The organism is Pseudomonas sp. NPDC087690, from assembly GCF_044743175.1.
Lineage (GTDB): Bacteria > Pseudomonadota > Gammaproteobacteria > Pseudomonadales > Pseudomonadaceae > Aquipseudomonas.
Genome location: NZ_JBIUVX010000003.1, coordinates 78288 through 93410 on the forward strand (window position 1 = coordinate 78288; position 15123 = coordinate 93410).

Consider the following 15123-nt stretch of genomic DNA (forward strand, 5'->3'; position numbering starts at 1 on the left):
TAAAAAAGATCGCAGCCTTCGGCGGCTCCTACACTTGATCGTTCCCACGCTCCGCGTGGTAACGCCTCAAGGGACGCTCCGCGTCCAGGTGACGCGGAGCGTCACCGGCTGCATTCCCACGCAGAGCGTGGGAACGATCTGAGCCCCTTCTTAGATTTTTCCGCTCATAAGCTCATTCTAAAAAGTTATTTATTTACTGATTCTTAGATCATTTAGTCTCCTTTCACGCCGACGCTCGGTCGCCTGATATGGAGCTCTTCAATGAAACTGAATTTCCCGCTTCGCCTGCTCGCCGTGGCCTCTCTGGCTGCTGCAAGTTTTCTGGCTCAGGCCGCCGACCTCACTGTCGCCTACCAAACCACCGTTGACCCGGCGAAAGTCGCCCAGGCCGACGGCGCTTACGAAAAAGCCACCAAGGCCGATATCGCCTGGCGCAAGTTCGACAATGGCGCCGACATCATTGCCGCCATTGCTTCCGGTGACGTGCAGATCGGCTACCTCGGTTCCAGCCCGCTGACCGCCGCAATCACCCGCAAAGTCCCGGTCGAAACCTTCCTCATCGCCACCCAGATCGGCGCCGCCGAAGCACTGGTTGCGCGCGACGGCTCAGGCATCAAGACCCCGCAGGATCTGATCGGCAAGAAAATCGCCGTGCCGTTCGTGTCCACCGGTCACTACAGCCTGTTGGCCGCGCTCAAGCACTGGAACATCGACCCATCGAAAGTCACCGTGCTCAACCTCGCGCCGCCAGCGATCATCGCCGCGTGGAAACGCGGTGACATCGACGCCACCTACGTGTGGGATCCGGCGTTGGGCGTGGCCAAGGAAAACGGCAAAGTGCTGATCACTTCCGGCGAGCTGGCCAAGTTTGGCGCGCCGACTTTTGATGCGTGGATCGTGCGCAAGGACTTCGCCGAGAAGCACCCGGAAATCGTCACCGCGTTCGCCAAGGTCACCCTCGACGCCTACGCCGACTACCGCAAAGACCCGAAAACCTGGCTTGCCGATCAATCCAACGTCGACAAACTGGTGAAACTCTCCGGTGCCAAGGCCAGCGACATCCCATTGCTGCTGCAGGGCAACGTCTACCCGCTGGCGGCTGACCAGGTTGTCACCCTCGGCGCGCCGACCACCAAAGCCATCACCGACACCGCCGCGTTCCTCAAGGAGCAGGGCAAGGTCGAAGCCGTTCTACCGGACTACGCGCCGTACGTCAGCGCCAAATACATCACCAACTGATCGGGAGTTAACCGCGATGGCCTTGCTACAGCTGGAGCGCATCAGCGCACAGTACCCGGGCAGCCCGACACCGGTGCTGGCGGATATTTCTCTGACCCTCGGGCCTCAGCAATTGCTGGTCGCCCTCGGCCCGTCCGGCAGTGGCAAGACTTCGCTGTTGAACCTGATTGCCGGTTTCGTCGAACCGAGCGCCGGGCGCATCACCCTCGACGGCGTACCGGTCAAAGGCCCGAGCGCCGAACGTGGCGTGGTGTTCCAGGACGACGCGTTGCTGCCTTGGCAGGACGTTTTGGCCAACGTTGCATTCGGTCTGGAGCTGGCCGGTGTCTCTAAGGACAAACGCGAAAAGATCGCCCGCGAAATGCTCGCACTGGTTGATCTATCCGGTTTCGAAAGTCGCCGTATCTGGCAACTGTCCGGTGGCCAGAAACAACGTGTCGGTCTCGCCCGCGCCCTCGCCGCTGACCCGCGTGTATTGCTGATGGATGAACCTTTCGGCGCCCTCGACGCGTTCACCCGCGAACAGATGCAGGAGTTGTTGCTGCAAGTCTGGCAACGTACCGCCAAGCCGGTTTTCCTGATTACCCATGACATTGAAGAAGCGGTGTTCCTCGCCACTGACCTGATTCTGCTCGCGCCGAATCCGGGGCAGATCGTTGAGCGCCTGCATCTGGATTTCGGTCAGCGTTACGCCGCTGGCGAGTCCGCCCGTGCGATCAAATCCGATCCGCGTTTCATCGAAACCCGCGAACACGTGCTGAGCAAAGTGTTCTCGCAACGGCAGGAGCGCGCATGAGCAGTTACGACGTTTCCTCGGCAGCGGTAAAACCCGCCAGCGCACCGGCGGCGATACCCGTTCGCCGCAGCCTCAGCACACGCTGGATCAGCCTGCTGACGCTGTTCGCATTGTTGGCGATCTGGTGGGCGGTGACCGCCACCGGTTTGATCGAGCCGCTGTTCCTGCCGCCACCGTCCGCCGTGCTGCAGAAGGGCTGGTTGCTGGCAACCACGGGCTACATGGATTCGACGTTGTGGCAGCACCTCGGCGCAAGCCTGAGTCGCATCGGTCTGGGCCTCGGTTTTGCGATCCTGACCGCAGTGCCGGTGGGCATTGCCATCGGCGCCAACCGCATTGCCCGTGGCGTGCTCGATCCGCTGATCGAGTTCTACCGCCCTATCCCACCGCTGGCCTATTTGCCGCTGATCGTGATCTGGTGCGGCATCGGCGAGTTGTCGAAAGTGCTGCTGATTTATCTGGCGATTTTCGCGCCGATTGCCATTGCTACCGCCACCGGCGTGCGTACGGTTGATCCAGCGAAATTGCGCGCGGCGCAGTCGTTGGGCGCGACTCGCGTACAACTGATTCGCCATGTGATTTTGCCGAGCGCTCTGCCGGACATTCTCACTGGCGTGCGCATTGGTCTGGGGGTGGGTTGGTCGACATTGGTCGCGGCGGAGCTGATCGCGGCCACCAGTGGCTTGGGCTTCATGGTGCAGTCGGCCGCGCAGTTCCTGGTCACCGACGTGGTGGTGCTGGGGATTCTGGTCATCGCTCTGATCGCCTTCGCCATGGAAATGGGCCTGCGCGCCCTGCAGCGCAAACTGGTGCCATGGCACGGCCAGGCCCACTAAATCGTCTTGTGAAAATTCCCCTGTGGGAGCGAGCCTGCTCGCGAAAGCGTCAGATCAGTCACTGCACTGTCGCCTGACACTCCGCATTCGCGAGCAGGCTCGCTCCCACAAAAGCATGACACTCCGAATTCGAAGAGAAAGACCATGAGCAGCCTGAACATCACCCCATTAAGCTCGGCCCTCGGCGCACAGATCAGCGGCGTCGACATCAGCCAGCCGCTGAGTCTGGAACACCGCGACGCGATCGAGCAGGCACTGCTCAAATACCAGGTTTTGTTCTTCCGTAACCAGCCAATCGAACCGCCGCAACAGGCGCGTTTCGCCGCCTATTTCGGTGACCTGCACATTCACCCGATCTACCCGAACGTACCGGAGCAACCGGAAGTGCTGATCCTCGACACCGCCGTCACCGACGTGCGCGACAACGCGATCTGGCACACCGACGTGACCTTCCTGCCGACCCCGGCGATGGGCGCGGTGCTCAGCGCCAAGTTGCTGCCGGAGTTCGGTGGCGACACCCTGTGGGCCAGCGGCATTGCCGCGTACGAAGCGCTATCGGCGCCGCTCAAAGGCTTGCTCGAAGGGCTGACCGCGACTCACGATTTCACTCGCTCGTTTCCGCTGGAGCGCTACGGCAATACGCCTGAAGCGTTGGCGCAGTGGGAAGAGGCCCGACGCAAGAATCCACCGCTGTCGCACCCGGTGATTCGTACACACCCGGTCAGTGGCCGGCGCTCGTTGTTCGTCAACGAAGGCTTCACCTCGAAGATCAATGAGCTGTCGGAAACCGAGAGCGAGGCGATTCTGAAGTTTCTGTTCGCCCATGCAACACGGCCGGAGTTCACCATTCGCTGGCGCTGGCAGCAGGACGATATTGCGTTCTGGGATAACCGCGTGACGCAGCATTACGCGGTGGATGACTATCGGCCGGCGCGACGGGTGATGCAGCGGGCGACGGTGTTGGGAGATGTGCCGTTTTTTCGCTGAGCCCTGAACAGCAAAAGCCCCTCACCCTAACCCTCTCCCGGAGGGAGAGGGGACTGAATGGGGGGATGCTTTAGAGGTACGCCGACCTGATATTGCTTTGCTGAATCCATAATCGACTCGGTATTTCAGGTCGATGTATGACGCAAGACAACTCGGTCGGCTCCCTCTCCCTCTGGGCGGTCCGACGTTTCGGGAGGGCTGGGGTGAGGGTCGCTTATTCTGCCGTCGAAGGCTTCTCCCAAAGATTGATCCCGCCTTCCTGCGCAAACCGGTCAATCTCCGCCAGCTCCTCAGCACTGAAGCTCAAATTCTCCAACGCCCCTACGTTCTCGATAATCTGCTCCGGCCGGCTCGCACCAATCAGCGCCGATGTCACTCGCGGATCGCGCAGCGTCCACGCCAGCGCCAGCTGCGCCAGGCTCTGACCACGACGCTTGGCGATTTCATTCAACGCCCGCACGTGAGCAATGTTGGCCTCGGACAAGTGCGAAGCCTGCAACGAACCACCGCCCGGACGATTGACCCGCGCATCTGCCGGTACGCCGTTAAGGTATTTGTCGGTGAGCAGACCTTGCGCCAGCGGCGTGAAAGCGATCACGCCAGTACCGAGTTCATCGGTGGTGTCGAGCAGGTCTTTTTCCACCCAACGATTAAGCAGGTTGTACGCCGGCTGATGAATCAGCAGCGGCACTTTCCACTCTTTGAGCAGCGCAGCGATCTCGCGGGTTTTCACCCCGGAATAAGACGAGATACCGATGTACAACGCCTTGCCCTGTTGTACGGCAGTGGCGAGTGCGCTGGCGGTTTCTTCCAGCGGGGTGTCCGGGTCGAAGCGGTGCGAATAGAAGATATCCACATAGTCGAGCCCCAGGCGTTGCAGGCTCTGGTCGAGGCTGGCCAGCACGTATTTGCGCGAACCGCCGCCCTGACCGTAAGGGCCGGGCCACATGTCCCAACCGGCCTTGCTGGAGATGATCAGTTCGTCGCGGTATTGCTGGAAGTCTTCGCGCAGCAGACGACCGAAATTGGTCTCGGCGCTGCCGTACGGCGGGCCGTAGTTGTTGGCCAGGTCGAAGTGGTTGATGCCCAGATCAAACGCGGTGCGCAGCAAGGCGCGTTGGGTGTCGATCGGCGTGCTGTCACCGAAGTTGTGCCACAGGCCGAGCGAAAGCGCCGGCAACACCAGACCGCTGCGCCCGACGCGGCGGTAAGGGATGGAGTCATAGCGATTTTCGGCAGCGGTGTAAGTCATCGAATCCTCTCTTGTCTGTCTTGAAATGGGTGTCGACTTCATCGCGAGCAAGCTCGCTCCCACATTGGAATGCAGTCTCCTGTGGGAGCGAGCTTGCTCGCGAAGGGTGTTACACAAATCTATTGCCGGGTCGGGCGAGGCCAAGGTTCTGGCGCAACGTGCGGCCCTCGTATTCCGTTCTGAACAACCCACGCCGTTGCAGTTCCGGCACCACGCCGTTGGCGAAGTCTTCGAGCCCACCCGGCAAGTGCGGCACCAGCACGTTGAAGCCGTCCGCCGCGCCCTGTTCGAACCATTCCTGCAAACGATCAGCAATCTGCTCAGGCGTACCGACCAGGCTGTAATGCCCTCGCCCGCCAGCAATCTTGCGACCGAGTTCAGCAAGGCTCAGGCTGTCCCGCCCCGCCAATTCCGCCAGCAATTTCTGCCGGCTCTGCTGGCCGCTTTCCGTCAGCGGCAATTCGGGCAACGGGCCGTCCAGCGGATACTTCGATAAATCGAAGTTGCCCAGCATACGCCCAAGCAAGGCGACGCCAACCTCGGGTTCGACTAATTGCTGAAACGTTTCATATTTTTCCTGCGCCTCGGCTTCGGTGCCGCCGACCACGACAAAAACCCCGGGCATGATTTTCAGCGAATCGGCGCTGCGACCGTACTTGGGCAAACGTCCTTTGAGGTCGGCGTAAAACGCCTGTGCATTGGCTAAGGAGGTCTGAGCGGTGAACACCACTTCAGCCGTCTGCGCCGCTAATTCGCGTCCGGTTTCCGAAGAGCCGGCCTGGACAATCACCGGTTGCCCCTGCGGCGAGCGCGCAACGTTCAGCGGGCCTTTGACCCGAAAGTGCTCGCCGACGTGATTCAGTACGTGCAACTTCGCAGGGTCGTAATACGCCCCACTGGCCTTGTCGCGAATAAAGGCATCATCCTCCCAACTGTCCCAAAGCCCGGTCACCACCTGATGAAACTCGCGGGCTCGGCTGTAGCGTTCGGCATGGCCGATATGTTCGTCACGCCCGAAATTAAGCGCCTCGGCAGCATTGTCCGAAGTCACCAGATTCCAACCCGCACGCCCACCGGAAAGGTGATCGAGCGAAGCGAATTTGCGCGCCACGTGATACGGCTCGTTGTAACTGGTGGTCGCCGTGGCGATCAGGCCGATGTGCTCGGTCACGGCACTGAGGGCCGAGAGCAAGGTCAGCGGTTCAAAGTGATCCGAGCGCGCCATGCGGCTGGCGATGTCCTGGGTCGGCGCGGCGACGCTGTCGGCAACAAACAGCGCATCGAACTTCGCTGCCTCGGCGATCTGCGCCAACCGCTTGTAATGGGCGAAATCCAGACCCGCATTCGCCGGCACATCCGGATGTCGCCACGCTGCCACGTGGTGCCCGGTGGCCATGAGGAACGCGCCGAGTTTCAACTGTCTGCTCATCTCAGAAATCCTTGCGCAGTTGCACGCCGAAGTAGCGCTCGTCATCCCGTGGCACGGCGCGGTAGATGTAGTTGCCACCGCTGGCGAGGACCGGCGAATAGGATTTGTCGGCCAGGTTTTTGCCCAGCAGCGCGACCCGCCAGCCGTTGGTGTAATCGGCCAGTGCGATGCTGGCGTTCCAGATGCCGTAAGCACCCTGTTTGGTGTCGACGTTCTGGCTGATGTCGTACTGCACTTCGCTCTGCCAGCTGTAGTCGGTGCCGAGTTCGATATCCAGTCCGTTATCCAGCGGGATGGTGTAGTCAGCGCGCACGTAGCTTTTCCAGTCCGGGCTGAACGGCAGCGGTTTGCCGTTGACGTTGCACGACGCCGCCGCGCCCGCCGGGCAGGCGAATTCGTCGATGCGGGCGCGGGTGTAAGCCAGTGCGCCGGACAGTTTCAATTGCTGGGTCGCCTGCAAGGCGTAATCGAGCTCGACGCCTTCGGTGCTGACGCTGCCGGCGTTGATCAGACGCGTCACAACCTGGCCGGCGACGGTGTCGAAGAAATTCGCCTGGTAGTTGTCGTACTCGCTGTGGAACACCGCGAGGTTGGTGGTCAGGCGATTGTTCCACGACGTGGCTTTGATCCCCGCCTCCCAAGTGTTGGACGTCTCGGGCTTAAGCGCTTCGGTGTCGCGCGGCTGCATGTTGAAGAACACGTTGTAGGCCGGGCCTTTGTAGCCGCGCGAGTAGGTCAGGTAAGTGGTGACGGCATCGCTCAAGTCGTACTGCACACCGAGACGACCGGACCAGCCGTCTTCGTCGACCGAGCCTGAGCTGCTGGTGGCCGGTTGAATGCCGCTGACCGTAGTCGCCGAAGTCGAAACGCGGCGGTGATCGTATTCGAGATCATCGTGGGTGTAGCGCAGGCCGGCGATGCCGCGAAAGTCGGACGTGAAGTTCAGCGTGCTCTCGCCAAACACGGCATAACTGTCGCTGGTGGTGCTGTAATCAGCGATGCCGCGATCGGTGCGCGTGGTCGTTGTCAGCGTGCGCTGATAGGTCTCTTCGTCCTTGCCGTGCATGTAGAACAGGCCGCCGACGTATTCGAGAAATTCGCCCTTCGGCGAGGCCAGACGCAGCTCTTGCGAGTATTGATCGAAGGCCAGATCGCCCTTGTCCGCCGTGCCCGGGAACGCTGCGGTCACCGTGCCGAGACGGTCGCCGTCCTGATACTGGGTGTTGTCCCAGCCACGCCACGCGGTAATCGACGTCAGGGTGTAATCGCCCAATTGCCAGTCGAGCTGGCCGGACAAGCCTTTGTTGGTGTCTTCGACATGGGAGCGGGTGTCGGTGTTGATGTCGCGGTTGTGGCTGGAGGCGTAAGCCGGGCTCAGCGCATTGGCGAAGGCCGGGGTCAGCGACTTGCTGACCACGCCATTGGGGCCGTCGTCGTGGGACTGCATGTAGTCGGCGATCAGGGTGAAGGTGACGTCGTCATTCGGGGTGAATTCGAGTTTGCCGCGCACGCCGCGATGGTTGTAACCGTTGACCTCCTGACCGTTGTGTTGGTTGTCGACGTTGCCGTCGTAGCTGCCGAACAGCGTGCTGATCGAGCCTTTCAATGTGTCCGGAATCAGGCTGCCGCCGAGGCCGAAACGCGTGCGGCTTTCGTTGCCGCTGTAGTACGACTGATCGATGTAACCGTGGGTTTCGGCGGTGGGTGCCTTGCTGGTGATGTTGAGCACACCGGCCGAGGCGTTCTTGCCGAACAGGGTGCCTTGCGGGCCGCGCAACACTTCGACGCGTTCCAGATCGAGCAGATCCATGGTGGCCTGACCCGGACGCGCATACACCACGCCGTCGATCACAGTTGCCACGGTCGGCTCGACGCCCGGCGAGGTGGAAATGGTGCCGACGCCGCGCACGAACAACGAGGTGTCCTTGTTCGAAGCGCCAGTGCGGAAGTTCAGCGATGGTACTTGCTGGACGATGCTCGCCACGCCGTTGCGGTTGTCGCGCTCAAGCTGTTCGCCGTCGATCACCGAGACCGCCACCGGCACTTTTTGCAGCGACTCTTCGCGACGGGTCGCGGTGACGGTTACCGACTTCAGCGTTGGCTCCTGATCGCTGCTCTCAGCGGCGAATGCATTGGGCAACGGCAGCGCCGCCAACCCCGTGAATAACCAGCCAGCAGCGCGAATCGATTGCGCCAGTTTATGTGTCGCCCCAGGAATGTTGTGCATGTTCTGCCCGCTCGAAATTGGCCCTGATCCGCTGCCGTTCTGCGACGACAGCGCCTGAATCGGTGTCTTGGGCATTCGCTCGAGCGAGTAGCAGACAACGCGCTTTGTTAGCGCTAACATCGCTAATATTGGCCAACCTCACATAGACCGTCCAATACTGAAAAATTAGTTTTATATGCGATTTGGTTTTTAACAAGGATCGAACCATGAGCGAAGAAAAGCCCCGCAAGCGCCGTGGCGCCGGACGCGTGACCCTCAATGCGGTCGCCCGCGAGGCAGGGGTGTCAGCGATCACCGTGTCGCGGTATTTCAATCAGCCCGAACAGGTTTCGCCCGAACGCCGCGAGCGGATTGCGGCAGTGGTGGCGGAGTTGGGTTACGTACCGAATCTGGTGGCCGGCGGGCTGGCCTCGGCACGGGGAAAAATCGTCGGCATGGTGATTCCGAACATCTCCGGGCCGATCTTCGCCAATACCATTCAAGGCTTCAGCGATACCCTCAGTCGTCACGGTTATCAACTGTTGCTGGCGTCGAGTTACTTCAGTACTGAACAAGAAGAAAACGCCGTGCGTGCGTTTCTTGGCTGGTCGCCGGCGGCGTTGGTATTGACCAGTCATTTTCACAGCGCGGGCACGGAAAAGATGATTGCCGAGGCCGATGTGCCGGTGATCGAGACGTGGGATTACCAACCGGATCGCGAGCCGATGCAGATCGGTTTTTCGCATTTTGAAGTGGGCGTGACGGCGGCGAAATATCTGCTGGGAAAAGGCTACCGACGCATTGCCTTCGTGCAGAACAGTGCGCCGGGAGACCTCAGCGCACTGGAGCGCCGTGACGGCTATGCCGCGACCCTGCGCGAATCCGGCCGGGAGCCTTGGGTGTTCGCACCCGATGCCGGTCGCGCACCGTTCGAAGCCGGCAAACAGGCGATGGATGCCCTGATGAACGCCTCACCGCGCCCCGATGCAATCATCTTCGCCAACGACAACCTCGCCGCCGGCGGCTTGCTCGCCGGGCAACGCGCAGGTATTAAAATCCCCGAAGACTGCGCCGTTCTAGGCTTCGGTGATTACCCCTTCGCCGAGATGCTTTTGCCCAGCCTGAGCACGATCAAACCACCGGCGCTGGAGATTGGCGTGCTTGCCGCCACGCGCGTTTTGGAAAGTCTCGGGGTATTACCAAGCGACGAGGTGCAACGCCTGAACCTGCTGCAATGCCAAGTCATCGAACGCGAAAGCACCTGATGAATATGGCGGGGGCTGGATTGGCTATGCTTTAAAGACTACCGAGGTGGCCCTATCGCGAGCAGGCTCACTCCTACAGGGAACGGGGTTGACCACAGAGCGCTCCACTGTAGGAGTGAGCCTGCTCGCGATAGCGGTCTTTCAGGCAATACCCATCCACCAGACAGAGCTCGCCATGCACACCGCCATCATCATTTTCTTCGGCTTGGTCCTGCTCGCGCTGATGCTCTATATCGGCGAGCGTATTGGTTTCAGCCGGCAGACCATGGCCTACAGCTTCGCCGCGCTGTGGCTAGCGTTGACGGTGATCAATGGTGCGGTGGGGGTGGTGCATGCCGGCCAGTCCGTGGGATCGGAACTAGCCATTGGCAGTGCGGTGTTCGGGGTGCCGGTGGCGGCGATGGTGTTGTTCATGGTGTTGAGCGCCGAGTCCTGAGCAGACCCGGCGCCCAACTGCCAATCAACGCACCAGATGCAGGAACTGCATGTGGCGTTCGTACTGATCGAGGATGTCGTTGATGATCTGCTCTTTGGTGTAGCCGACCAGATCGTAGTCCTGACTGCCCTCGCTCAAATGCACTTCGGCGCGGTAGTAGCGGCGATTGTTGAGCTGCTTCGAGCCCATCCCGCCACGGGCGAACGACGGCGTAAAGTAGCCGCGCATCTGCACCTGGTAGATGAACGGATGCGCATCACCGTGGCCGATTTCGAGGCTGACGCTGTCATTCGCCGGATCCGGCTGGGTGACCACGTTCAGGCCTTTCTCGACGAACACCGCCGTCACTTCTTCAATCGCCGGGCGCACCGTGGTGTCCATGAAACGGTACACCTCGTCACGCGACGGGAAATGCACAGCCTGACTCAAGCGCTGTCGCCAGCCACCCGTACCTCGTCGCGAACCGGAAACCGGGGCCAGCGAATGCAGTTGCGCGATCTGCTTCTGCGACTCCAGATAGAACGCCTTGTGCAGGCCCCACATCATCAGCAGCAAGATCAACGAGAACGGCAACGAGGTCAGCACTACCGCTGACTTCAGCGCATCGATGCTGCCGGAGAACAGCAGCGCACTGGTGATCAGCGCGGTCATCGCGCCCCAGAACACCCGCAGCCACTTCGGCCCGTCTTCATCGGGGTTGCCGCCCTTGGCCGACAGGGTCGAGAGCACCACCGTGCCGGAGTCGGCCGAGGTGACGAAGAACACGAAGCTGATAAACACCGTCACGGCGATGACGGTTTTGCTCCACGGATAGGTTTCCAGCAGCAGGTAAATGCTCATCGACGGATTGTCGATGGCCGACATGCCCAGCGCGCTCATGCCGTGGTTGAGCACTTGATCCAGCGCGCTGTTGCCGAAGATCGACATCCACGCGAGGGTGAAACCGAGCGGAATCAGCAACACTCCGAAGACGAATTCGCGGATGGTGCGGCCACGGGAAATCCGTGCGATGAACAAACCCACGAACGGCGACCATGCAATCCACCAGGCCCAGTAGAACACTGTCCAGCCGCCGAGCCAGTCGCTCGGTTTGTCGTAGGCGTAGAGGTCAAAACTCTTCATCGGCAAGGCGCCGAGGTAGTCGCCAAGGTTCTGGATCAAGGTGTTGAGCAGATGCTGGGTGGGACCTGCGAACAACACGAACAGCAACAGCGCACAGGCCAGCAGCATGTTGATGTCGGACATTACCCGCACGCCTTTATCGACGCCGGAGACCGCAACAATGATTGCCGCGCCCATCATCAGCGTGATCAGGCCGACCTGAATCCACTGGGTGTGAGCGATGCCGAACAGGTAGTCGAGACCGGAGTTGAGGTGCAGCACCCCAAAGCCCATGTCGGCACCCAGACCGAACACCGTGGCAATGATGCCGAAGCCGTCCACCGCGTAACCGATCGGGCCGTTGATGCGCTTGCCAATCAGCGGATACAGCGCCGAGCGCAGGGCCAGCGGCAGGTTGTGGCGGTAAGCGAAATAGGCCAGCGCCATGCCGACAAAGGCGAACACGCCCCAGCCATGCAGGCCCCAGTGCAGAAACAGAATCTGCATGGCCTGACGCGCCGCATCCGCCGTGCCGGCCTCGCCTTGCGGCGGCTGGAGCATGTGGGTCAGCGGCTCAGAGACGCAGAAGAAAAACAGCGTGATGCTGATCCCGGCGGCAAACAGCATGCCGGCCCAGGACAGGTAACTGAATTCGGGCTCGTCGTGGTCGGCACCGAGTTTTATCTTGCCGTAGCCGGATAAGGCGGTGACCACCACGAAGACCAGATACAGGGTCATCGCGAGCATGTAGTACCAGCCGACCGTGTTGGCCGCCCAGTTTTGCGCTTCCAGCAGCCAGGCACCTGCCTGCTCCGGCATGGCAATGACGACGAGACCAAACAGCAGAATGACCGTCGCGGCGAAATAGAACACCGGCGGATTCATGCGTACCAGGCCGCTGGCGGGGGTGGACGATGCACTCATGAAACGTGCACCTCGAGGGGTTGAATCGTGGCTGAAATGATCGGACTCAGCAAAGGCAAGCCTCCTGTTGTGAGCGGGCAGCGAACCACCGGTTTAACTTGAATGAACGTTCAAGTTAAACATGGATAGGGTGGTAAGGACTAATCGCAGGGCTCGACGGTAGTTTTCCTACAGTAGCCCAAGGAGGTGTATGACGCGGGTTTGGAGGAATTCGTTCAACAGCAACATGGCCTTATGCCCATACCTGTAGGAGCTGCCGAAGGCTGCGATCTTTTGCTGTGGTTTTTGTAGATCAAAAGATCGCAGCCTTCGGCAGCTCCTACATGGGATCTTACTTTTGCGTGCCGTCATCGTGCTGCAAGTTGGCCTGGGTCAGATTGCACCCCGCCGGCACGCTGCGCGTCAGCCACACGTTGCCGCCAATGGTCGAACCCTTACCGATGGTGATGCGTCCGAGAATCGTCGCCCCGGCGTAAATCACCACATCATCTTCCACGATCGGATGACGCGGATGGCCCTTCTGCAACTGGCCGTCTTCGTCCGCCGGGAAGCGTTTGGCGCCCAACGTCACCGCCTGATAAATCCGCACCCGCTCGCCAATGATCGCGGTTTCACCAATCACCACACCGGTACCGTGATCGATAAAGAAGCTACGGCCGATCTGCGCCCCCGGGTGAATATCGATGCCCGTCGCCGAATGGGCGATTTCCGCACTGATCCGCGCCAGCAACGGCAAACCGGCGCGATACAAATGGTGCGCCAGACGATGGTGAATCACCGCCAGAATCCCCGGGTAGCACAGCAGCACTTCATCGACACTGCGCGCCGCCGGATCACCGTGATAGGCCGCCAGCACATCGGTGTCGAGCAGCGTGCGCAGGCTCGGCAAGGCCAAGGCAAAATCCTGCACGATCTGAATTGCACGGGCCTCGACTTCAGTATCGGCCTGCGCGCTGTGGCGGGCGACGTAACGCAACTCCAGTCGAGTCTGTGCCAATAAGGCATTCAGTGCGACATCAAGCGTGTGGCCGACGTAAAAGTCTTCACTCTCTTCACGCAGATCCACCGGGCCCAGGCGCATCGGGAACAACGCACCACAGAGCGCCTCGAGAATCTCCGCCATCGCCGCCCGCGAGGGCAACTCGCGACCGCCCTGCTCGCCGGAGGCCCGGCCGTTCTGTGCCCGCCACTGATCCCGCGCGCTGCGCAGTTGACTGACGATGGTCTGCAATTGCCAATGGCTGGAACGCTCGCTCACGGTAAAGACTCCTCACGGGCGGCCGGACTGTCTGGCCGCGTCAACGGCGCCTACTTTACGGCAAGGTCGCGAAGGCGAATTAAGAACCGATAGTGCTGGGCTCAGTCGATTTGGCTATAAGCGCTTGACGGTTGCCCCTGCAAAAGCACGTGCCTATAGTCCTTTCATCTTTCTCCGCCAGTACGGACTCATGATCAAACAACAGCTGGAACGCTTTAACCGCCTCGACCTGCTCGGTCACTCCACGCCGCTGGAAAAACTCGAACGCCTGTCCACCTGGCTCGGCCGCGAGGTGTACATCAAACGCGATGACCTGACGCCTCTGGCCATGGGCGGCAACAAGTTGCGCAAACTCGAATACCTCGGCGCCGATGCCCTCGCGCAAGGCGCCGACACGCTGATCACCGCCGGCGCGCTGCAATCGAACCACGTTCGCCAGACCGCCGCACTCGCCGCCAAACTCGGTCTTGGCTGCGTGGCCCTGCTGGAAAATCCCCTGGGCACCGACGACAGCGACTACACCGGCAACGGCAACCGTCTGCTGCTGGATCTGTTCGACACCAAGGTCGAGCTGGTCGACAACCTCGACAACGCTGACGAACAATTGGCCGCCCTCGCCGTGCGGCTGCGCAGTAACGGCAAGAAGCCGTATCTGGTGCCGATCGGCGGCTCGAATGCGCTCGGTGCTCTGGGCTACGTGCGTGCCGGCCTGGAACTGGCCGAGCAGATCAAGGACACCGGACTCGATTTCGCTGCAGTGGTATTGGCCTCCGGCAGCGCCGGGACGCACAGCGGTCTGGCCTTGGCGCTGAGCGAAGTGTTGCCGCGATTGCCGGTGATCGGCGTGACGGTTTCGCGCAGTGAAGAAGATCAGCGGCCTAAGGTGCAGGGGCTGGCCGAACGTACGGCGGATCTGCTTGGCGTCGAGCTGCCGGCCAGCTTCAAGGTCGAGTTGTGGGATGAATATTTCGGCCCGCGCTATGGCGAACCGAATGCCGGAACGTTGGCTGCAGTGAAATTGCTGGCCAGTCAGGAAGCGGTACTGCTGGACCCGGTTTACACCGGCAAGGCGATGGCGGGGTTGCTCGATGGCATCGGGCGTCAGCGTTTTGATGAAGGGCCGATCATCTTCCTGCATACCGGTGGGGCGCCGGCTTTGTTTGCTTACAAGGATTTCCTGTAGCGAGATCGTTCCCACGCTCTGCGTGGGAATGCAGCCGTGGACGCTCCGCGTCCCCTTGAGCGCTGGAACGCGGAGCGTCCCTAGAGTCATTCCCACGCAGAGCGTGGGAACGATCCTCATATTCCAATAAAGAATATCATTTTCAATATTAAGTATTTTCAAGTCTAAAACAGACATCTTATAGTCTCGCCGCAGGCGAATTTCGCGCAAG

At 60.7% G+C, this 15123-nt stretch carries 12 protein-coding genes; 7 read left to right on the forward strand and 5 right to left on the reverse strand.

Translation table 11 applies throughout. From position 1 onward, the window contains the following. The first annotated feature begins 261 nt into the window (after positions 1-261). From tauA to tauD, 4 genes are all read left to right on the forward strand, one after another. On the forward strand, positions 262-1239 hold the full coding sequence (tauA, locus tag ACIPIZ_RS07815; protein ID WP_105708546.1) for a taurine ABC transporter substrate-binding protein: 978 nt from the start codon (positions 262-264) through the stop codon (positions 1237-1239). 16 nt (positions 1240-1255) lie between these two features. Then, a complete protein-coding gene (gene tauB, locus ACIPIZ_RS07820; RefSeq protein WP_064388989.1) occupies positions 1256-2035 on the forward strand; it encodes a taurine ABC transporter ATP-binding subunit in 780 nt (259 codons plus the stop codon). After that, positions 2032-2871 (forward strand): taurine ABC transporter permease TauC, encoded by an 840-nt coding sequence (gene tauC / locus ACIPIZ_RS07825; protein WP_064388990.1) that lies wholly within the window; start codon positions 2032-2034, stop codon positions 2869-2871. The genes tauB and tauC overlap by 4 nt, the downstream gene beginning before the upstream one ends. Before the next feature lie 144 nt (positions 2872-3015). Continuing rightward, positions 3016-3858 (forward strand): taurine dioxygenase, encoded by an 843-nt coding sequence (gene tauD, locus ACIPIZ_RS07830; protein WP_038359808.1) that lies wholly within the window; start codon positions 3016-3018, stop codon positions 3856-3858. A gap of 214 nt (positions 3859-4072) precedes the next feature. Here tauD and mgrA read toward each other — a convergent pair whose 3' ends face one another. The 3 genes from mgrA to ACIPIZ_RS07845 form a co-directional block, all read right to left on the reverse strand. Beyond that, positions 4073-5110 (reverse strand): L-glyceraldehyde 3-phosphate reductase, encoded by a 1038-nt coding sequence (mgrA, locus tag ACIPIZ_RS07835; protein WP_253480894.1) that lies wholly within the window; start codon positions 5108-5110, stop codon positions 4073-4075. 109 nt (positions 5111-5219) lie between these two features. Beyond that, positions 5220-6539 (reverse strand): LLM class flavin-dependent oxidoreductase, encoded by a 1320-nt coding sequence (locus ACIPIZ_RS07840; protein ID WP_401164853.1) that lies wholly within the window; start codon positions 6537-6539, stop codon positions 5220-5222. Between the two features lies 1 nt (position 6540). Beyond that, positions 6541-8766 carry a TonB-dependent receptor gene (locus ACIPIZ_RS07845; RefSeq protein WP_401164940.1) on the reverse strand — a complete coding sequence of 742 codons (2226 nt, stop codon included), beginning with the start codon at positions 8764-8766 and terminating at the stop codon, positions 6541-6543. 206 nt (positions 8767-8972) lie between these two features. Between ACIPIZ_RS07845 and ACIPIZ_RS07850 the strand changes: the two genes are divergently transcribed. Together ACIPIZ_RS07850 and ACIPIZ_RS07855 are read left to right on the forward strand one after the other, a co-directional pair. Next, the gene (locus ACIPIZ_RS07850; protein ID WP_401164855.1) at positions 8973-10010 is read left to right on the forward strand and encodes a LacI family DNA-binding transcriptional regulator; all 1038 of its coding nucleotides are present in this window, start codon (positions 8973-8975) and stop codon (positions 10008-10010) included. Between the two features lie 175 nt (positions 10011-10185). Then, positions 10186-10446 (forward strand): hypothetical protein, encoded by a 261-nt coding sequence (locus ACIPIZ_RS07855; protein WP_122661165.1) that lies wholly within the window; start codon positions 10186-10188, stop codon positions 10444-10446. Positions 10447-10470: 24 nt separating this feature from the next. Here ACIPIZ_RS07855 and betT read toward each other — a convergent pair whose 3' ends face one another. Both betT and epsC read right to left on the reverse strand, forming a co-directional pair. Beyond that, positions 10471-12432: a choline transporter BetT gene (gene betT / locus ACIPIZ_RS07860; RefSeq protein ID WP_163030199.1), complete on the reverse strand. Its 1962-nt coding sequence runs from the start codon at positions 12430-12432 to the stop codon at positions 10471-10473. A gap of 370 nt (positions 12433-12802) precedes the next feature. Further along, positions 12803-13729 (reverse strand): serine O-acetyltransferase EpsC, encoded by a 927-nt coding sequence (gene epsC, locus ACIPIZ_RS07865; RefSeq protein ID WP_064388996.1) that lies wholly within the window; start codon positions 13727-13729, stop codon positions 12803-12805. Positions 13730-13919: 190 nt separating this feature from the next. Here epsC and ACIPIZ_RS07870 point away from each other — a divergent pair, with 190 nt between their 5' ends. Next, positions 13920-14912 carry a D-cysteine desulfhydrase gene (locus ACIPIZ_RS07870; RefSeq protein WP_064388997.1) on the forward strand — a complete coding sequence of 331 codons (993 nt, stop codon included), beginning with the start codon at positions 13920-13922 and terminating at the stop codon, positions 14910-14912. The last annotated feature ends 211 nt before the right edge of the window (positions 14913-15123 follow it).